The sequence below is a fragment of the Gammaproteobacteria bacterium genome (assembly GCA_033344735.1).
GTDB lineage: Bacteria > Pseudomonadota > Gammaproteobacteria > UBA4575 > UBA4575 > UBA1858.
The window spans coordinates 451,985-471,391 of sequence record JAWPMW010000001.1 but is presented as its reverse complement, the minus strand read 5'-3'; the positions used below and the strand labels follow the sequence as shown (position 1 = coordinate 471,391).

At 38.3% G+C, this 19,407-nt stretch carries 17 protein-coding genes; 8 read left to right on the top strand and 9 right to left on the bottom strand.

Annotated elements, in window-relative coordinates:
* Position 1: 1 nt before the first annotated feature.
* Positions 2 to 2,326 (bottom strand): DNA translocase FtsK 4TM domain-containing protein, encoded by a 2,325-nt coding sequence (locus R8G33_02440; protein MDW3094512.1) that lies wholly within the window; start codon positions 2,324 to 2,326, stop codon positions 2 to 4.
* 197 nt (positions 2,327 to 2,523) lie between these two features.
* Between R8G33_02440 and trxB the strand changes: the two genes are divergently transcribed.
* The 5 genes from trxB (at position 2,524) to R8G33_02415 (ending at position 6,399) form a co-directional block, all read left to right on the top strand.
* On the top strand, positions 2,524 to 3,486 hold the full coding sequence (trxB, locus tag R8G33_02435) for a thioredoxin-disulfide reductase (GenBank protein ID MDW3094511.1): 963 nt from the start codon (positions 2,524 to 2,526) through the stop codon (positions 3,484 to 3,486).
* A 19-nt stretch (positions 3,487 to 3,505) separates the two neighbouring features.
* Positions 3,506 to 4,657: a GNAT family N-acetyltransferase gene (locus tag R8G33_02430; GenBank protein ID MDW3094510.1), complete on the top strand. Its 1,152-nt coding sequence runs from the start codon at positions 3,506 to 3,508 to the stop codon at positions 4,655 to 4,657.
* Positions 4,658 to 4,679: 22 nt separating this feature from the next.
* A complete protein-coding gene (gene aat, locus R8G33_02425; GenBank protein ID MDW3094509.1) occupies positions 4,680 to 5,423 on the top strand; it encodes a leucyl/phenylalanyl-tRNA--protein transferase in 744 nt (247 codons plus the stop codon).
* 91 nt (positions 5,424 to 5,514) lie between these two features.
* On the top strand, positions 5,515 to 5,901 hold the full coding sequence (locus R8G33_02420) for a hypothetical protein (protein ID MDW3094508.1): 387 nt from the start codon (positions 5,515 to 5,517) through the stop codon (positions 5,899 to 5,901).
* 30 nt (positions 5,902 to 5,931) lie between these two features.
* Complete coding sequence (locus R8G33_02415) at positions 5,932 to 6,399, top strand: peroxiredoxin (protein ID MDW3094507.1); 468 nt, start codon at positions 5,932 to 5,934, stop codon at positions 6,397 to 6,399.
* Here the strand turns inward: R8G33_02415 and R8G33_02410 are convergent.
* The gene (locus R8G33_02410; GenBank protein MDW3094506.1) at positions 6,394 to 6,630 is read right to left on the bottom strand and encodes a hypothetical protein; all 237 of its coding nucleotides are present in this window, start codon (positions 6,628 to 6,630) and stop codon (positions 6,394 to 6,396) included. The genes R8G33_02415 and R8G33_02410 overlap by 6 nt on opposite strands.
* Positions 6,631 to 6,802: 172 nt before the next feature.
* Here R8G33_02410 and acs point away from each other — a divergent pair, with 172 nt between their 5' ends.
* Entirely contained in the window at positions 6,803 to 8,740 is a 1,938-nt protein-coding gene (gene acs / locus R8G33_02405; protein MDW3094505.1) for an acetate--CoA ligase, read from the top strand.
* A 79-nt stretch (positions 8,741 to 8,819) separates the two neighbouring features.
* On the opposite strand, the gene R8G33_02400 is transcribed toward acs, so the two are convergent.
* From R8G33_02400 to senA, 6 genes are all read right to left on the bottom strand, one after another.
* On the bottom strand, positions 8,820 to 9,083 hold the full coding sequence (locus R8G33_02400) for a hypothetical protein (protein ID MDW3094504.1): 264 nt from the start codon (positions 9,081 to 9,083) through the stop codon (positions 8,820 to 8,822).
* Positions 9,084 to 9,232: 149 nt separating this feature from the next.
* Positions 9,233 to 11,239, bottom strand: coding sequence for a transglycosylase SLT domain-containing protein (locus tag R8G33_02395; GenBank protein ID MDW3094503.1), 2,007 nt, complete (start codon positions 11,237 to 11,239; stop codon positions 9,233 to 9,235).
* Between the two features lie 32 nt (positions 11,240 to 11,271).
* The gene (locus R8G33_02390; protein ID MDW3094502.1) at positions 11,272 to 11,490 is read right to left on the bottom strand and encodes a hypothetical protein; all 219 of its coding nucleotides are present in this window, start codon (positions 11,488 to 11,490) and stop codon (positions 11,272 to 11,274) included.
* A 12-nt stretch (positions 11,491 to 11,502) separates the two neighbouring features.
* On the bottom strand, positions 11,503 to 13,767 hold the full coding sequence (gene selD, locus R8G33_02385) for a selenide, water dikinase SelD (GenBank protein ID MDW3094501.1): 2,265 nt from the start codon (positions 13,765 to 13,767) through the stop codon (positions 11,503 to 11,505).
* A 14-nt stretch (positions 13,768 to 13,781) separates the two neighbouring features.
* The gene (gene egtD, locus R8G33_02380; protein MDW3094500.1) at positions 13,782 to 14,744 is read right to left on the bottom strand and encodes an L-histidine N(alpha)-methyltransferase; all 963 of its coding nucleotides are present in this window, start codon (positions 14,742 to 14,744) and stop codon (positions 13,782 to 13,784) included.
* Positions 14,745 to 14,757: 13 nt separating this feature from the next.
* Entirely contained in the window at positions 14,758 to 16,065 is a 1,308-nt protein-coding gene (senA, locus tag R8G33_02375) for a selenoneine synthase SenA (GenBank protein MDW3094499.1), read from the bottom strand.
* Between the two features lie 89 nt (positions 16,066 to 16,154).
* On the opposite strand from senA, the gene senB reads away from it, so the two are divergent.
* Positions 16,155 to 17,105: a selenoneine biosynthesis selenosugar synthase SenB gene (senB, locus tag R8G33_02370; GenBank protein ID MDW3094498.1), complete on the top strand. Its 951-nt coding sequence runs from the start codon at positions 16,155 to 16,157 to the stop codon at positions 17,103 to 17,105.
* A 308-nt stretch (positions 17,106 to 17,413) separates the two neighbouring features.
* Positions 17,414 to 17,890, top strand: a complete 477-nt coding sequence (locus R8G33_02365; protein ID MDW3094497.1) for a hypothetical protein — start codon at positions 17,414 to 17,416, stop codon at positions 17,888 to 17,890.
* Here R8G33_02365 and R8G33_02360 read toward each other — a convergent pair.
* A complete protein-coding gene (locus R8G33_02360) occupies positions 17,880 to 19,331 on the bottom strand; it encodes a hypothetical protein (GenBank protein ID MDW3094496.1) in 1,452 nt (483 codons plus the stop codon). The genes R8G33_02365 and R8G33_02360 overlap by 11 nt on opposite strands.
* Between the last annotated feature and the right edge of the window lie 76 nt (positions 19,332 to 19,407).

Genomic DNA, 19,407 nt, shown 5'->3' with positions numbered 1-19,407 from the left:
ATTAGTTCGGCGCAGGAGGTGCTAACACTTCGCGCGTACCATTTGATTGTACTTGAGAAACAACTCCACTGTTTTCCATTTCTTCTATCATTCGTGCAGCTCGGTTATAACCGACTTTTAAACGTCTTTGCACATACGAAATAGAAGCTTTGCGTGTTTCGGTCACAATTGCAACCGCTTGATCGTAGAGTGGATCGTAATCATCTCCTGCATTATGAAGCGGCTCTAAGCCAGGAATCGCTTCTGCACCCGCACTTGGATCCTGAATAATTTCTTCAAGATAGTTTGGTTCGCTCTTATCACGCAAATAATTACATACTTTATGCACTTCTTGATCCGATACAAATGCACCATGCACACGTTCTGGAATAGAGGTGCCTGGCGGCAGATACAACATATCTCCGTGTCCCAGTAACTGTTCTGCGCCCATTTGATCAAGTATGGTTCTTGAATCGACTTTTGAGGACACCTGAAAAGCAATGCGTGTTGGAATATTAGCTTTTATTAGACCGGTGATCACATCTACCGATGGACGCTGTGTCGCAAGCACTAAATGTATTCCAGCTGCACGTGCTTTTTGTGCTAATCGTGCAATTAGTTCCTCAACTTTCTTGCCAACTACCATCATCATATCGGCAAACTCATCAACCACAATCACGATAACAGGAAGCTTAGTTAATTCTTGAGCACAAGCATTTTCAGACAGTTGATCATTTGGATTAAATAACGGATCTAAGATTGGTTCACCTTTACTTTCAGCGTCTTCAACTTTTGAGTTATAACCAGCAAGGTTACGCACACCTAATGCCGACATAAGCTTATAACGGCGTTCCATCTCAGCGACACACCAACGCAATGCATTGGACGCTTCTTTCATGTCTGTGACAACCGGTGTTAACAAATGAGGAATGCCTTCATAAACACTTAATTCAAGCATTTTAGGGTCAATCAAAATTAATCGGACATCTTCTGGTGATGCCTTATATAGAAGGCTTAGCAGCATGGCGTTAACACCTACCGACTTGCCCGAACCGGTGGTACCTGCAACAAGCAAATGTGGCATGGCAGCTAAATTCACCACAATAGGATGACCACTAATATCTTTGCCTAAGCCTAAGGTAAGAGGAGATTGAGCTTCATCGTATTCGCTCGATTGCAAAATCTCACTTAGACTAATCATTTCTCTTTGTTCGTTAGGAATTTCTAAACCTACCGATGGCTTCCCTGGAATCACTTCCACTATACGAACACTCACCACTGATAATGCACGTGCAAGATCTTTGGCCAGTGCAGTTACTTTACTGACTTTTAATCCCGGGGCCAGTAGCAACTCAAAACGCGTCACAATAGGGCCAGGATGCACGTCACTGACTTCCGCCTCAATACCAAAATCTAATAGCTTCAACTCAACCTGACGAGATAATGCTTCTAATGCCTTATCAGAATAACCTGTTGTTTGTTCTTGGGCAGGATCTAGCATTGTCAATGGCGGTAATTCGCCTGAAGATTTACCTTCAAATAACGGAATTTGTTTTTCTCTTTGTACTCGCTCGCTGACAGGTGCTTGTCCAATGGTTGGCTCAATGCGAGGTTTTCTGCGTGACTTAGCTATGAGGGGCTTCTTTTTAACCGGTCGCAGTAGTTCAGCTTCTGCGCTGATATCTGCATTCGCACGATGTGCACGATACATCTCAATTAAAATGCCTATTTGTCTCCAAAGATATTCATAAATCAGCACCGTTATCTTGCCTGTGCTATCTATCACCTTCAACCAAGACAAACTGGTAAAAATAGTGATCCCCGCAAAAAACAAAGCCAACAATAATAATGTCGTACCGATATAGCTAAATGCTAATACAAATGCACTGGCGACCAAATTACCTAATAGTCCACCCGCATCCGAAGGAAGGAATCCTTGATCAAAGTGTAATGATGATAGACCACAGCCAGCTATAAGTGTAAGAACGAATCCGCCCCAGCGAATTCCTAGGATATGACAATCCACTTGACCTTTGTCGTTGACTTCACGATATAGCAACCATCCACTGTAGGCCACCATTAGCGGTGCCAAATAAGCTAAATAACCAAATAAGAACAAAAACAAGTCAGCAAAAAATGCACCTGCCGAGCCACCCATATTGGCGATCTCACTGCCTGATCCACTCACAGACCATCCTGGGTCAGTGCGATCAAAGCTAACTAGCGCCAGTAATAAGTACACTCCTACCGCAACAAGGACCACAAAGGCACTTTCACGAAGGCCGTGACTTAAATTTAGTCGATACTCTGACGTACGTTTTGATTTTTTAAATGTTGCTTGTGCCACTTTTTAAGTATGTAGGTCAAGAATAGTATGTAAATCATTGATTTTTTATTCATTCTTGTCAAGTATAAATTTAAAGCAATTCAGATGAAAAATTAACTCAGATTTGAATTTAGCAACATTTGCCCCCACTTTAAGAGCTACGTAAGATATCGAGCCAATTAGGTGTCTTCTTACAAACACATGGAGATTTAACGTCAATGAGCGACAGCCAACACCACAAACTAATTATATTAGGTTCCGGTCCCGCGGGTTATACCGCCGGTGTTTATGCAGCACGTGCAAACCTGAATCCAGTAATCATTACAGGCTTAGAACAAGGCGGTCAATTAATGACCACAACAGAAGTGGATAACTGGCCAGGTGATGTAGAGGGCTTGCAAGGACCTGACCTTATGCAGCGAATGTTGGCACATGTCGAGCGCTATGGAACCCAGGTAATCTTCGATCATATTCAATCCGTCGATTTCAGTCAGAAGCCTTATAAGCTAAATGGTGATATCAATGGCTCCTATACTTGTGACGCATTAATTATTGCCACAGGCGCTTCTGCCATGTACTTAGGTTTAGAGTCCGAAGAAGCCTACAAAGGTAAAGGCGTATCAGCTTGTGCTACCTGTGATGGTTTTTTCTATAAGCAACAAGATGTTGCCGTTATTGGTGGTGGGAATACTGCTGTTGAAGAAGCGCTATATTTATCGAATATTGCATCAAGTGTCACGCTTGTTCACAGAAGAGACAGTTTGCGTTCCGAGAAGATACTTCAAGACAAGTTATTTGAGCGCGAAAAGAATGGCAATGTCACTATTGCCTGGAATAATACGCTAGACGAAGTGTTGGGTGATGATTCTGGTGTCACCGGTATGCGTATAAAAAGCACAAAAGACAACTCTACTCAAGATATAGACCTTCAAGGTGTGTTTATTGCAATTGGACACAAACCAAATACCAGTATTTTTGAAGGCCAGCTTGAAATGGAAGGTGGCTACATAAAAGTTAACAGTGGATTAACAGGCAATGCTACTGCTACCAGTGTTGAAGGTATTTATGCTGCGGGTGACGTAATGGATCACGTATATCGACAAGCAATCACCTCTGCGGGTACGGGCTGTATGGCAGCACTCGATGCTGAAAAATATTTAGACCAGCTTGAGTCAGACTAAGCTAGCCTTCTAAAGTTGTATGAGTAATGAAGATGGCAAAGCACTAGAGCTTTGCTTTCATCCTTCTATTAATGAAATTCCTGCTATAGAGTGGAATGCGCTTTCTGGAACCTCAGACCCGTTTATTCGTTATGAATTCTTAGCTGCACTCGAAAATCATCAGTGCGTAGGTGAAAATTTTGGCTGGTTCCCTTATCACTTATCTGTTCGAAATTCTGATAAACAACTTGTTGGTTTATGCCCTATATATATAAAAACAAATTCTTATGGTGAATTTGTCTTTGATTGGTCATGGGCATCTGCCTATGAACAAGCAGGACTGCAGTATTATCCAAAAATGGTTTGCTCTGTGCCTTATAATCCTGTCACTGGTGCACGCTTACTCTCCAATGATGCCAGTATAAAATCAGTGATGGTTAGACAAATCATTAAAGTTGCTGAAAAACTAAAAATGAGTGGCATGCATTGGCTGTTCACTAACAATGAAGATACTCAAATCTGTAGTCACAATGACTTACAATTAAGACTAGGCTGTCAGTATCATTGGAAGAACCAAAATTATTCAAGCTTTGAGGACTTCTTATCAACTTTTGTTTCACGTAAACGTAAAAAAGTAAAACGAGAAAGACGCATGGTTGACGAACAAAATATAGTCATTGATATTGTTCAGGGAAATGATGCTAGTGAGCAGCAAATAGAGATTGCTCAACAATTTTATGAAGATACTTTTGATAGAAAATCTGGCGTGCCAACATTAAACATAAATTTCTTTAAAGAAATATGCCAGACCATGGGACATCATGTAGTTTATATGTTTGCGTTACTTGAAAAAGAATATATTGCCTGTGCTATTACGTTGCGTAGTGATGATGCTTTGTATGGACGATTTTGGGGCTGCAAACAAGAATTCAATAGCTTGCACTTTGAAACATGCTTCTACCAAGGAATTAATTATTGCATTGAAAACAAATTGCAAACATTTGAACCCGGCGCACAAGGCGAACATAAAATAACGCGTGGCTTCTTACCAACCAAGACATGGTCTGCACATTGGATTAACAATAAAGAGTTTCAGGAACCAATTTATACATTTTGCCAACGCGAACAAAATGCTATGAATAATCAATGCAAAGAATTACTTAGCTTATCACCATATCGATTAGATACGTAATCATGATGAGCTATCTAGAAACATGAGTGATATTAATTTACCTTGGCTGGATCCTAATAATCAAGATGCCCCCTTCCCTCCTGCAGAATCAGCCTTAAAAGATCCTGAGGGTCTAGTAGCCGCTGGAGGAGACCTGGAGCCCACTAGACTTTTACGGGCATACCACCAAGGCTTATTTCCATGGTACGAAGAAGGCCAACCCATATTGTGGTGGTCTCCAAATCCGCGCGGTATATTATATCCCAAGGATTTTATTGCGCATAAAAGCTTGATACGCAAAATCAAAAATAATTCTTGGCGAATTTCTTATAACAAAGCATTTCTAGAAGTAATGAAGGCTTGCGCTGAACCACGTAACAACTCAAGAAGTACTTGGATTACACAAGACATGATTCAAGCCTATGTTAAATTATATGAAATTAAACAAGCACATTCACTTGAAGTATGGGATGAAGAAAACAATTTGATCGGCGGAGTGTACGGAATATCTATAGGCACAATATTTTTTGGAGAATCAATGTTTAGTAGAATGACTGATGCATCCAAAGTCGCCTTACTTTATTTGTCGGCTTATCTAGATACATGGGGCTACAAAGTCATTGACACTCAATTACCATCACCTCATTTAAGCTCTATAGGTGGAAGCAAAATGTCACGTAATAACTACTTGTCATTACTATCAGAATTAACTCCGAAATCATGCAGCAGAAATGCATGGCTTGCAGAACCAGAAATCGACATACTCGGTTGGATAAAGCACCATTAAGCACTGTACAACTAAAAATCATCAAAGAAACTTTCTAGAATAAAATATACCTAAACTTTATAATACAAAGCACATAATTTAGGCATTGTTTATGAGAGCACTGATTTTATATTTGGTTTTATTTTTTTGTTTGACAAACACCTTGTCAGCCTCTGCGTTTTTAAATACAGATAATAGTTTTGCAGAAGAGTATGGTAAATTACGCATACTACTAAGCAACGTACAAGACAAACAATCTGCTTTACATTATAAATTAGAGATCGAACAAGAAATTCAACGTCTAAACCTACACCATCAATCTGGTGGCGATCGATTTAATGCATTATCTCCGCAAGAAAAAAAACTATTCATTAAAAAATTTCAAAAGAATCGCTACCATTGTGGCGATGTCACACAAGTGATGGTGGAATCTAGACGTATACTATTTGACCCAGAACTAGCCATGATTCTTCGAGATACTCTTGCAAAAATACCATAACCTTACGAAATTCTTTATAAGGATATTTCGATGACCAAAATTAATATTGGGGATAAAGTTAAAAACTTCCAATTACATGCGACTGGCGATAAAGTAATCAAACTAACTGATCTCAAAGGTAGCAATGTTGTTCTTTATTTTTATCCAAAAGACAATACTCCTGGCTGTACTAAAGAAACGGAAGATTTCCGGGATTCTATAAATAAATTTAACAAACTTAATACAATAATTTTAGGCATTTCCAGAGACAGTATAAAATCACATGAAAACTTTAAGTCAAAGCTGAACTTCGATTTTGACCTACTATCAGATTGCGAAGAAAAGCTATGCAAACAATTTGATGTCATAAAGAAAAAAAACATGTACGGGAAAATAGTAATGGGCATTGAAAGAAGTACGTTTTTAATTGATGAAAAAGGTGTGCTAAGACAAGAATGGCGCAAAGTCAAAGTGAATGGCCATGTTGAAGAAGTAATTGCAGCCGTAAAGGATTTATGAATAATATTTCAGCAACGATAACCCCATCTCAAATTTCTTCTTTTGATAGCAAGCTAGCCAATTCAATTTTTTTTGAAGCTCGCGTGTAATAACACTACAAGCAATATTCAACACATCTGGCGAAAATAGGCTCAAGATATACTGATCATAATCAGCAGCAACACTACCCCAATCATACTCACCGTTGATACCCGGTAATTTATTATTTGAGAATTCTGATATCATAGGCATAATAATTCTATATCAATTAAATTTTAATAATATTTTAGCTTAATCTCTGCAGTTATACGTTCAATTATCTAGCAAAACCAATAATTTATGACTTAGGTAAAACAAATTTATATAAATTTTAAGTATAGTGACAACAATATACTTAGTAGAAAATACGTGGAGAAATTTAATTATGTCTGAGGATAAACTATACCCTGTTCCTACATCATTTAGCTCTTCGGCGCACATTGATTCAGCAAAATATCAATCCATGTATGAACAATCTATTACTGACCCAGAAAGTTTTTGGGCCACGCAAGCAGACGAGTTCGTCAGCTGGTTCACGAAATGGGATTCAGTCTTAGACTGGGACTATCACAAAGGACATATACGTTGGTTTGAAGGAGCCACTCTTAATGTCTCCTATAATTGTATTGATCGTCATTTAAAAACTCGTGCGAATCAAACAGCCATTATTTGGGAAGGCGATGATCCCAATGATGATAAATCTATCACTTATACAGAGTTGCATGCTGAAGTATGTAAATTCTCTAATGCCTTAAAGTCACGTGGCGTAAAGAAAGGCGACCGTGTTTGCATCTATATGCCTATGGTTCCTGAAGCAGCAATCGCCATGCTTGCATGCACACGAATCGGTGCCGTTCATTCAGTTGTATTTGGTGGATTTTCTCCAGATGCTCTTCGCGACAGAATCTTAGATTCTGATTGCCGTGTTGTAATTACTGCCGACCAAGGAGTACGTGGCGGCAAAACCATTCCACTTAAAGCTAATACTGATCAAGCATTACAAGAATGCCCCAATGTAAATACTGTTGTAGTAATCAGGCGCACTGGCAATGAAACTGCTTGGATAGAAAATAGAGATTGTTGGTACCACGAAATTACCGCTGCTGAAAGCAATGAATGTGCACCAGAACCAATGAATGCTGAAGATCCATTATTCATTCTTTATACATCAGGCTCTACAGGAAAACCTAAAGGCGTATTACATACTACAGGCGGGTATCTATTATATGCAGCGATTACACATAAATACGTTTTTGATTATAAAGATAACGAAGTGTATTGGTGTAGCGCTGATGTTGGTTGGGTGACAGGACATACTTATATTTTATATGGGCCATTATGTAATGGTGCTAAGACACTGATGTTTGAAGGCGTGCCCAATTACCCTGATGGTAGTCGTTTCTGGCAAGTGATAGACAAACATCAAGTGAAATCATTTTATACCGCACCCACCGCAATTCGTGCATTAATGGCTCTTGGCGATGAATTTGTTGAAAAAACTAAGCGCAGCAGCTTACGTTTATTAGGCACAGTTGGAGAGCCGATCAATCCTGAAGCATGGAAATGGTATTACTACAAAATTGGCAACGGTAATTGCCCTATTGTTGATACATGGTGGCAGACTGAAACAGGTGGCCATTTAATAACGCCGATACCAGGCGCCACTGATCTTAAACCTGGTTCAGCCACATTACCTTTCTTTGGTGTTCAAGCCGTCATTCTTGATGATGAAGGTAATGAGCTAAGTGGAGAATGCCAAGGCAATTTAGCCATGAAATTTCCGTGGCCTGGTCAAATGAGATCAGTCTATGGTGATCACAAAAGATTTATTGACACATACTTTTCACAATTTCCAGGTTATTACTTTAGTGGTGACGGATGTCGTCGTGATAAAGACGGCTATTACTGGATTACTGGCCGCGTCGATGACGTACTAAATATTTCAGGACATCGTTTAGGGACTGCAGAGATAGAAAGTGCCTTAGTTTTACATGAGTCTGTGGCTGAATCGGCAGTAGTGGGCTGCTCACATGACATAAAAGGCCAGGCTATTTACTGCTACGTCACTACCATGGTTGGCATAGAACCAAGCGAAGCACTTAAGCAAGAATTAATAGACTTAGTCAGAAAAGAGATTGGGCCATTTGCAAAACCAGATTTTATTCAATGGGCACCAGGCTTACCTAAAACCCGCTCAGGCAAAATTATGCGTAGAATATTACGTAAAGTGGCTGCAAATGAGATACAAGACTTGGGCGATACATCTACATTAGCAGACCCTTCAGTGGTTCAAGACATTATCGCAAATCGATTAAATACTTAGACACAAAAAAGCCACTGAGTTAAATTTAATTCAGTGGCCTAACAGTTGTTTCTCGAGTACTTTATTATTATATAAAGCTTTAACGTCCTTCCATTTTTACGCGAATTAATTCACCTGAATCTAGATCTACCAGCAAGCCAATATTTTGCTCGTACATATTAAGATAGCCAATTTTTTCTAAACCAGTATCGTAGTCAAAATAGACAACATTCCCTGTTGTTATATCTTGTCTGCCTTCGGTATTGACCATGATGACTGTGCCAGTATCCAGGTTATACCCTTGCCAAGCTGCCGCTTGCGCACTGAGTACTAATCCAATAACTATTGCAAAAATATATTTCATAATTTTTGTTTGTGAGAGCCTAAAATCGGCACATCTATTGGTTAACTGAGAAGTGAGTATGAACAAGAAGTGCGCCTCGGACTGAGGCTTTCGTCAAGAATATGGCCTCTTGTCGGCCTTTTATATCATTTTGCTGCTATTTAACTTCATTAACCAGCACTTATCGGCGCGACTACATTGCGTTCAACTTCTATTAATTTTGGCACAACGATAACGATACCAGCTCGCATACGATTAAAATCAATATCTGGATTATGTTGACGAAGCAACCAAATTGGGACTTTAAATTGCCTTAGTGCTAATACCCATAGAGATTCACCATTTTTGATTTTATGTTGGTAGGTCGACTCAATACGATATTGCGCAAAAAATTCTTCCTGTAAATTCTTTTGAAAAGCAATACGTCTATTTTCAAATTCTTGAATGGAAACATCACTAAAATCTAGTAACAAACGGTTCCCCACAACCACAGGCCTACCAAATTTCAATTTATTAATCTCACGCAAACGACTTGCTCGCAAATCCAACCAATCCGCATAATGCCCCAAAGTTTCAGATGCTTGAACTTCAATTGTCATATCTTCTCGAACAGTATAATCTGCAGGATCAGTAAACAGTGAAACCTCTTCTTCAACATCAACTTCTGCTTCCGCTACAACACTGACATCTAATTGTTCTTGTTGCATTTTCACAGACGCAATTGTGATAGCTTGACCATTTTCAACTGCTTGCTTCTCTTCTGCAGCAATTTCTGTTTGCTTATTTTCAAGTTTTTTAACTGCTTCAATCTTAGGCACAGACTTTTCTGTAACTTGCTTTTTAGTATTTGGATTAGCTGCCAACACGACTGCACCAGATTTATCCTTTACAGGTAAACGAAGTTTCTGACCTGCACGAATAAAATGCCCGCTACTCATTCCATTAGCAGCCATTATGTCTCTAACTTTAAAACCATATTGATTTGCAATTTCGGAAATAGTGTCACCTCGGACCACATGATGAAACAAATCAGGTGTTTGCACCTTATACTGATGCTCAACAGGAATTGCAGCGATCAGCTGTTTAGCTGATTTAGACAGCAGTTCTTTAGGTACTCGCAACCAAAAATTCTTAGGAACACGTTTTGCACCGCTCCAGATTGTCCCTCTTAGCGACCGATTATGAAGTTCTAATTGCGATTTATTTATTTTTAAATACTTAGCTATATCTGCTGCATAAAGGTAACTATTTATCTTTACCAACTCATACTCTATCGGCTTAGCGTAATTTATCGAACCAAAATACTTCTCTGGATTATTATCTACTTCCAGAGCCGCTAGAAAAGCGACATAAAAATTGCGAGAAGCAAAGCCAAATGAACGCCCTTTATACTTTCTGACAATCGTCGCAATATCTCTAGTCCCAAGCTTATTAATGGCACGACGCATGCTGGCGACTCCATGATTATATGCGGTCAAAGCCAATGGCCAACTCTTAGTTAGCTGATAATTATGACCAAGTAATTTCGCAGCTGCCTTAGTAGAAATAAACGGATCCATTCGTTCATCAATCAAATAATCAACCTGCATATAACGTCGACCAGTTGAACGAATAAATTGCCATATACCGGCCGCACCCACATGCGAATATGCTTTAGGATTAAAAGATGACTCCACATGAGGTAGTACAGCTAATTCCACAGGCATATTCAGGTCTAGAAAAGTCTGATTTATATAAGTTCGCCACTCACCAGAACGCTCCAAACCTCTATAAAAACGATCAGACTGACCACGTTGGAATCTAATGTTATTAGCAGCGGAACCCAAACGCTTATTAGAGACATCCTCACCACCCCACATATCCAGTACTTTCTGCTCATCTCTCGATAAATTATTTCTTTTACCCTGAGCTAATTTTTTAAGTATTGAAGCGTATTTCGCTTTGATTTTTTTAATTTGTCTTTTATTTGCGCGTGGACCACCTTTCAAGCTTACTGTTGAATAGACCACAGATAGATTTCTGGAGTCATGAATGAATCCACCTCGCGTATCAATTTCTGTATACACACGCACCCAAAAATTAACATCTCTTTCTAATTCGACAGGTTTTGGAAAATTATCTGCATAGGATAACGCAGAGCTTGTGACGAATAAAAAGAATAGAATAAATCTAAACAAACAGTGACTCACAGAAGTAAATTTAATTTTAATTATTTTTTAATTCTATATATAACACTTAGTACCAGCATTACCCATGGAGTGCCGTGTAAAACCAAATCGAACCAATCAATAGGTTGCATACCATTAGCACCAGCATATACCCATTTAATCTTTTCCCATATATGTGGTTCTGGAGTAAATGGAGCAAGCCCAAGTGTAAGACTCACAAATAACCATATTAATGGATTTAGTAGTGTTGATTTTTTCATAATGATTTAATGTTATGTGATAATTTTAATCGGGGCATCTGCATCGCTACTGGCTCTTATTTCTCCAACCACACATGCATAAGGGTAACCCGTTTGCTTTAACTCACCGATACACTGCTGTGTATATTCTGAGGGTACTCCAGCTAATAGTCCACCGGCAGTTTGAGGATCAAATATTAAAGGATAATCAGGATGTTTTGCTGCTTGTTGTAAATTTTCTATAGCACGACGCAATCTTAAATTTTGTGGCTGCAGTGAAGATAACACACCTGCAGCAACTGTTTGTCTGGCTCCATCTAGAACTGGAACTGCATCAATGCAAATGTCTGCATCAACTTTAGAAGCTCTTGTCATTTCAACTAAATGCCCAAGCAACCCAAAACCTGTAACATCTGTACAAGAAGTTGCATGATATTTTTGAAAGCACTGAGCAGCATGTTGATTTGATAACAACATAGTATTAATTGCATTATCTATCCACCGCCCTTTTGCCTTACGCCTCATATCCGCAGCAAACAATGTCCCTGTACCAATAGGCTTGGTTAGAATTAATTGATCACCTGGGTTGAGTCCTTGTTTACGCCAGACTTTTTCAGGGTCCACTAAACCATTTACAGTTAAACCAAACGCGAGTTCTGCTCCTTCAGCAGAATGACCGCCCACCAATACTGCACCAGTAGGCTCCAGTGTTTTTAAAGCACCGGCTAGCAATTCATACAAACTTTCCTCTACTATTTTTTCACGCCCATAAGGAACTGTTGCAAGCGCCAGAACAGATTGTGGTTCTGCGCCCATAGCATACAAATCACCTAATGCATGATTAGCAGCAATCGCACCAAATAAATAAGCATCATCAATAAACGCTCTAAAGTAATCAATACTTTGCACCATGACTTTTCCGGCAGGAACTGCAAGCATTGCAGAATCATCAGGTGAATCACGGCCAATTAGTACATCATCCCTCTGGTACACGGGTAAACGCTGCATAACTCTAGTGAGTATTCCACTTCCTACTTTTGCACCGCAACCACCACATCGCATTGCGAGTGTTGATAATTCTTTAATAGCATTTTTGTCAGCTAAGCCATCAGCAAATTCCACATGATCTTCATTAGACATTTCAGGCAACTGATTAAACTTATCCATGAACTGACGATCAATCCAGTCTTTAACAATCCATAGCCACTCACCCCCCCATGACAATGAACCACGTGAAGCAACCGCATACTTATTTCCTGTGCTTATCAAACCTAAGAAATATTTCTGTGGACGATATTTTTTTAATGCTTTATTTGTTGCCGATGAAATTAAATTTTTTGTTAAAATCGGGCCTTGTCTAACAGCAAATACCCCAGATTTTGGCCTAGGATTTATCAATGAGGCAACATCACCTACAGCAAAAATATCAGGGTGAGAAGTGGACTGCAGATAATGATTAACGCTAATGAACCCCTGAGAATCCACGTCTAGGCCAGACGCCTTTGGCCAACTAGGAGATGAAGCATTAGTTACAAAAATACATGCATCTGCATCTACCTGCTTACCATTTTCTATGCTCACATAGTTCTGTGTTATCTGATTTACTGAATGATTAAGCAAAACTTCAATATTTCGGTCAGCTAATACTCTCGAAAATCGCTTTTGCACTCCCGCATTGTGCGTTGATAAAATGCCAGAACCTTGAGTTAACAAACAAAATTTGAGTCTATTTGGGTCATCTTGATTAGATGAAAGTAATGTTTGCAATCGCAATTGAACTGACAAAGCGAGCTCCACACCTCCAGCACCACCTCCAACGATAACAATTTTAAAATCGCCCTTACTTTCTTGTACTTGTTGCTGAAGAACTTGCCAGCGCTGTAAAAAGATATCGATTGGCTTTGCTACTAATGCATATTCATCAGCCCCTGGCACATCACTCACGGATGGACGAGAACCCGAATTAATAGATAACAAGTCATATGATATTGGTGGACGGTTCTCGACATGTATCAATTTATTATTAAGATCAAGACCGGTAACTTCATCATGATATAAGCGCGCATTAGCAAATCGAGCTAAAGGCCCTAGATCAATGTGGCACTCATCATACTCATAATGGCCTGCAACATAACCTGGCAACATCCCAGAGTAAGGTGTATGAATATCACGTGTAATTAATGTTAAACGCAGACCAGGAATTGGTTTCATCCCAAATCTACGCAGCACTGAGACATGAGCATGCCCACCACCAATAAGAATCAAATCCTTTACAATAGAAGACCCTGAATTTTGCATAATAATTATTGTTCTTAAATTTTCACTGAATACAACTGGACACTAAATAACTCATTATCATCCAACCATACATTTTCAGCAGAAAAACCCGCTTTAGAAGCAAGGGATTGAAATTCTTCGATGGAATATTTATGTGAGTTTTCTGTATGAATAGTTTCATTTTCAGAAAAATAAAACTCATGATCAGAAATATTTACAACTTGCTTACACATACTCCGAAGATGCATTTCTATACGACCTTGATCAGCATTATAAAATGAATAATGTTCCCATGTTTGCAGATCAAAGTCGGCGTATAACTCATTATTCAAACGTGTCAGCAAATTTAAATTGAATTGAGCAGTTATCCCTTCTGAATCATCATAAGCATTTTCAAGTATATTTTTATCTTTCTTTAAATCGACACCAATTAATAATTGTCCACCTATCCCTAACAAATCTTTCACTTCTGATAGGTATTGAATTGCTGCATCTGGAGAAAAGTTACCAATACTTGAGCCCGGGAAAAATACAACTCGCGCAGCATCTGAAAGACCTTCGGGAAGTGTTAGCTTACAAGTAAAATCATTGCATACTGCATGTATTTCTAACCATGGAATTTCTTTTGACATCTGCGTCGCTGATGCCAACAAATGTTCTTTAGAAATATCCATCGGCACATACATACTGGGGCGTAAATCATCAACAAAAATACGTACTTTTGAACAGCTACCTCCTCCCGGCTCTATCAGCAAGCAATCTTTATTTAAAGATTGCACAATATCCTGCTTATATTTTTGAAGAATACTTATTTCAGTCCTAGTTGGATAATAATCTTCGGTTTCAGTGATCTGATCAAATAATTGCGAACCGATGTCATTATAAAAGTATTTGGGTGATATTGAGCGAGGACTTTCTCGCAGACCTACTAGCACATCCTCCAATAAATTCTCAACCGTAGGGTGCATATCATGAAAATGAACTGTTTTTTGAGACATAAAAAATTTATATTCAATCTAGCGCACAAGTACGAAAACCAGCAAACACATCATTTCGTTCCGGTCCATAATAATTACGCCAAGAATTTCGCATTAATCTCCCACGCGTTGCCCAACAACCACCACGCAGAACCCGAGTCTTACCAAATAATGGTTGCGAATAATCTTCATACATATCAGGAGTAAAATCAGGGTAAGGAGAAAAAACTGAGCTTGTCCACTCCCAAACATTGCCCAACATTTGCCGACAACCGAATGCACTATCCCCAGTTGCTTTGGCATTGACATTAACTGGGCCTAGTCTTTCTCCGTTGAAGTTAGCATGATCAGATCTGAGCGGATCATTTCCCCAAGGGAAAAATCTTTTCTTTCTTTTCAAGGAAAGGCCATCGTCACTGGGTATAGCAGACGCTGCTACTTCCCACTCAAGCTCTGTAGGCAATCGTCGTTTAGCCCATTTACAATATGCATTTGCTTCATACCAATTAATATTAACTACAGCTGACTTTGCATTCAGCCTTTTCCATTTATCAAATAAGCGTACATGCCAAGTATTCGTGTCGTTATCTATACGCCAATACACAGGATGATTAATATTATTTTTAATCAGCCATTCCCAACCAGATTCACACCAATACTCACGTTCTTTATAGCCATCCAAATTCACAAATCTCTCAAACTCTTCATTAGTCACCGCTAATTTGGAAATTTTAAAAGGCTTTACTATTTGCTCATGCGACCATTTTTCGTTATCAAATACAAAATTATCAGATTTCTCTGCTCCCAAGAAAAATTTCCCACCTGGAATTGATGCATCTCCGAAAACTATTTCAATTTCATCTTTAGTAGCCCCCTCAAGAGAAATTTTAGGTTCGGGATACTCCAATGTTTGTCTTGTGTAAGTAAATGCTTCGCAATGCATATCTTCATGAAAAATAGCATATTGCGTCAGATAATCTCTGGTAGGGTCTTGTTGCCCGTTAGACAAATAATACACAACACGATCTTTCACCTGTTGCATATATTTAATAGTATCGCTCATTGTCGGGAGTTTTAAATCCCAGCGCGATTCATGTGGGATATGGATAGAATCAAACAACTCATCTATCCCTGATATTAATGGAGATTCTTTAAAGTGATTTCTTAAAATCCAGAATTCGTAGAAATATGCAGCATGGCCGATTTCCCAACGCAGAGGGTTTATTGTGGGAAGCCGCGGACCCATAAGCTGTTCTTCACTTAATTGATCAATTAACGCACACGTCCTAGCACGCGCATCAGTTAGCTGCAGTATTAGATCTTCGGGACTCACTAACGCCATAGTTAACTCAGTTATATTCCTAGACAACTTAATGTATCGTCACGATAACACAGACATGCTTACGTTATTACCACTATACTAGTTATAAAATGCATATACAGCTCATTAGCCCAGCAAAATTTGATTCACGAAATGGTAATCGTACAACAGCAGTACGCTGGAGAAATATTTTACAAAGCTTAGGGCACAGGGTAACTGTTTCTCAAAAATATTTAGGACAGGATGCTGATATTATGCTCGCTTTACACGCTTGGCGTAGTGCCGACTCAATACAATTATTTGCTAAGAAATTCCCAACGCGTCCTTTATTAGTTGCTTTGACTGGTACAGATGTATATCGATTCCTCTATAGTCATGCACAACAGACTTTAACTTCTATCCAACATGCGGATAGATTAATAGGGTTACATGCCAATATTGCATCTTCAATACCACAAGAATTTAATGAAAAAGTGCGTGTTATTTTTCAATCCACAGAAACAAAACTGACACGCAGAACAAACAAACAAAAAGATTTTCAAGTTTGTATTGCAGGGCATTTACGTGCCGAAAAAGACTCTTTACGCCCGGCTTATGCTGTTCGTTCATTACCTAGCTATAGTGCTATAAAAATTTCACATTACGGCAAAGCACACTCTAAAAACTGGGAAGATAAAGCCAGATTAGAAATGGCTAAAAATCGCCGTTATCATTGGTACGGAGAGATATCTCAATCACTACTCCAAAAGAAATTTGCACAATCCGACTTGCTGGTACTCCCATCACTTATGGAAGGTGGTGCAAATATTATTTCTGAAGCAATCATTGCACAGCTTCCAGTAGTTACTTCAAATATAGTAGGCTCGATTGGCTTACTTGGTGAAAATTATTCTGGTTATTTCAATGTAGGAAATTCTGATTCTTTAAAACAAATGTTATTACGATGTGAATCTAATAATAAGTTTTACCAATCGTTAGTTCATCAATGTAATTCACGTCGCCTTTTATTCACACCCAGTCGCGAAAAAAGTAGCTGGAAGAAATTAATAGCTGAACTTTAAATAATTCAAACTTCCCCACTCTTTTCACCGGCAACAGCACATAAAATTTTGGCATCAATTGCTAATACAGATTGAGCACAATATTCTCCTCCGCTATATTTTTGTATATAAAACGTACAATTTAGTAGAGTCCATCCGTATCTAGCCTCAATTATCTACCTTACTTAATAATTATTTTAAGAAGATGATATAAGCTTGCCTTTATCACAATATCTGCTATTATTTTGCTACTTAGATCACAATATATAGATAAACGTGACTCTATTTGAGTATAATTTCTAATCAATTGTACGTAAATTAAACAGAATATGAGCTTTGCAGACAGCCCTAGAATTTATTCCGCATTACAACTCTTTGCCAGCTCGCCCAAAGTAAATCGGCGTTATCAATCTCAGTCTGGAATTTTCAGCTCCCAAAAACCATTAAAACTCTCAGTTAAATGGGCAAAGTATAAGAAACAAGGTTGGTGCAAATTAAATACTCTCAATCTGGAACAAGTAAAAGCCAATGGCAACTACATCATTTGGATGCCTCAAAGTAGAAATAATGTAATAAGGATTGGCCAAGGAAATATCGCTTCTGAATTACAAAGATTAAGAAACAGCGCCATAATTGCAAGATTTGGAGAAGACCTATTAGTCACATGGGCATCAGTGCAAGAGCAATATCGTGACGGTGTAGAAAGATATCTATATGAGCAATACTCGCCCATTAGTGTTGACCGTGTTGCAACAGCTAGATTAGTACAAGTTAATATGCCCGGAAAATATAAAGCTATTGCTTAGACAGCAGCCAATCAAGCAACTCTTCTCCAATTGTCTCTTCCACATAATTAGGGTTCACACCTATTAACTGTGCAGTAGCAGTTTGATTAAAGAAAAAATTTTCCAGCACATCTTTAGAGTAGCTAAGTAAAGGATGCGCATATCCCGGTTGAGGCTTGAGAGTTAAGTAATCCAAATGATGCGCAGCGCCCCCTATTCCATTAACACTATGACAGGGGATACAATTCATTGTCAGCACACCAAATGCTGAATCACTCAGTCCTTTTAGCCCCTCATAGGGATTTTGGTCGGTAAATTCTATGCTATCAAACAGAATTGAAGAATATTGCAAATAAGGCAGTTCTAAATGAAGTGGTGGTGGAATTTGAAAATGAATAAATGCGCCTAATGAGTGCGAATAAAGCATATCCTCTTCAGGACCACCCTGTTCCCAACTGTAGTATCTTTTGGTTATATAAAAAGATGTCATTCGATACAAATTTTCTTCATCGTCTATTGCTATTACGATTTCGGGTTTATATTGCTCATAACGCTGAAGATCTAAATAAAATCGATGCCCTTTTCTATTTACAAATGTGACAAACCGACCTTGCTTATCTTCAAGCATATGATTTCTATATTTAAGTAAATTAAATGCTTTATATTCCTTAAGAGGCCATTGCTTTAAAAGATTTTGATCATATGCATAAAAAGATTTAAGAATTCGCTGAATATCATTATCAACTGGATATGTTTCAACAAATTCAGTTAATTTAAAAAACTTGCTGTTATCAACAATAGGATGTTGCCAATGTGATTCAGCCTTAAATTCATGTTTATAAGCAGAATTTACATTTTCATTTATCAAAAATGAAATCATATGAGGCAAAACAGAATGAAATAAAAGACCACCACCATCATCAACCAACATTGTTGACCAAGCCCACTTGTCTTTATTCCTAATATTTGATGCCAAGGTACGTGTTGTTATCACATCTTCAACAGCATCATTAATATCACTAATAACCAATGTCTTTGGAATATTAAAATTACTAGCTACACTATTACTAGCATTTAACTGTAAAAGGATTAGCGCTGTTATTTGATGAATATTATTTTTATTTAATGTGCTCAGCAATACAGGTGAAAATTCTTTATCAGCTAGCAATAGTAATGACTTACCACTGCTTTCAACTCGAGAATATGCTTTAGCTATCTTTTTACTTATACATTTAATACGTTTCGCATCACTTCCTCTTGCACAAGCATTAGTAAATTCTACAGATAGGTCTACTTTCTCCCATCGCTCTATCAGTTCTATTTGATTATCTGTTTCGCTAGAGAACACCAACACTAATGCGCGCCCATGAACAGATTTTTGTTGTTTAGGGTAAAAATAATAACCAATGCCTGCTACGACTAAGGCAAAGATTACAAACATGACTGAAATAGAATTTTTCATTATTATTGCTTTAAGAAAGCACTGTATAGTGCTTAATTGTAACTCATATTGTTAAATGAAATAAGATTGATAGATT

Excerpts from the sequence above, each read along its gene's own strand:
- trxB (MDW3094511.1), top strand. The coding sequence starts at position 2,524 with ATGAGCGACAGCCAACACCACAAACTAATTATATTAGGTTCCGGTCCC.
- R8G33_02430 (MDW3094510.1), top strand. The coding sequence starts at position 3,506 with ATGAGTAATGAAGATGGCAAAGCACTAGAGCTTTGCTTTCATCCTTCT.
- aat (MDW3094509.1), top strand. The coding sequence starts at position 4,680 with ATGAGTGATATTAATTTACCTTGGCTGGATCCTAATAATCAAGATGCC.
- R8G33_02420 (MDW3094508.1), top strand. The coding sequence starts at position 5,515 with ATGAGAGCACTGATTTTATATTTGGTTTTATTTTTTTGTTTGACAAAC.
- R8G33_02415 (MDW3094507.1), top strand. The coding sequence starts at position 5,932 with ATGACCAAAATTAATATTGGGGATAAAGTTAAAAACTTCCAATTACAT.
- R8G33_02410 (MDW3094506.1), bottom strand. The coding sequence starts at position 6,630 with ATGCCTATGATATCAGAATTCTCAAATAATAAATTACCGGGTATCAAC.
- acs (MDW3094505.1), top strand. The coding sequence starts at position 6,803 with ATGTCTGAGGATAAACTATACCCTGTTCCTACATCATTTAGCTCTTCG.
- R8G33_02400 (MDW3094504.1), bottom strand. The coding sequence starts at position 9,083 with ATGAAATATATTTTTGCAATAGTTATTGGATTAGTACTCAGTGCGCAA.
- R8G33_02390 (MDW3094502.1), bottom strand. The coding sequence starts at position 11,490 with ATGAAAAAATCAACACTACTAAATCCATTAATATGGTTATTTGTGAGT.
- selD (MDW3094501.1), bottom strand. The coding sequence starts at position 13,767 with ATGCAAAATTCAGGGTCTTCTATTGTAAAGGATTTGATTCTTATTGGT.
- egtD (MDW3094500.1), bottom strand. The coding sequence starts at position 14,744 with ATGTCTCAAAAAACAGTTCATTTTCATGATATGCACCCTACGGTTGAG.
- senA (MDW3094499.1), bottom strand. The coding sequence starts at position 16,065 with ATGGCGTTAGTGAGTCCCGAAGATCTAATACTGCAGCTAACTGATGCG.
- senB (MDW3094498.1), top strand. The coding sequence starts at position 16,155 with ATGCATATACAGCTCATTAGCCCAGCAAAATTTGATTCACGAAATGGT.
- R8G33_02365 (MDW3094497.1), top strand. The coding sequence starts at position 17,414 with ATGAGCTTTGCAGACAGCCCTAGAATTTATTCCGCATTACAACTCTTT.
- R8G33_02360 (MDW3094496.1), bottom strand. The coding sequence starts at position 19,331 with ATGAAAAATTCTATTTCAGTCATGTTTGTAATCTTTGCCTTAGTCGTA.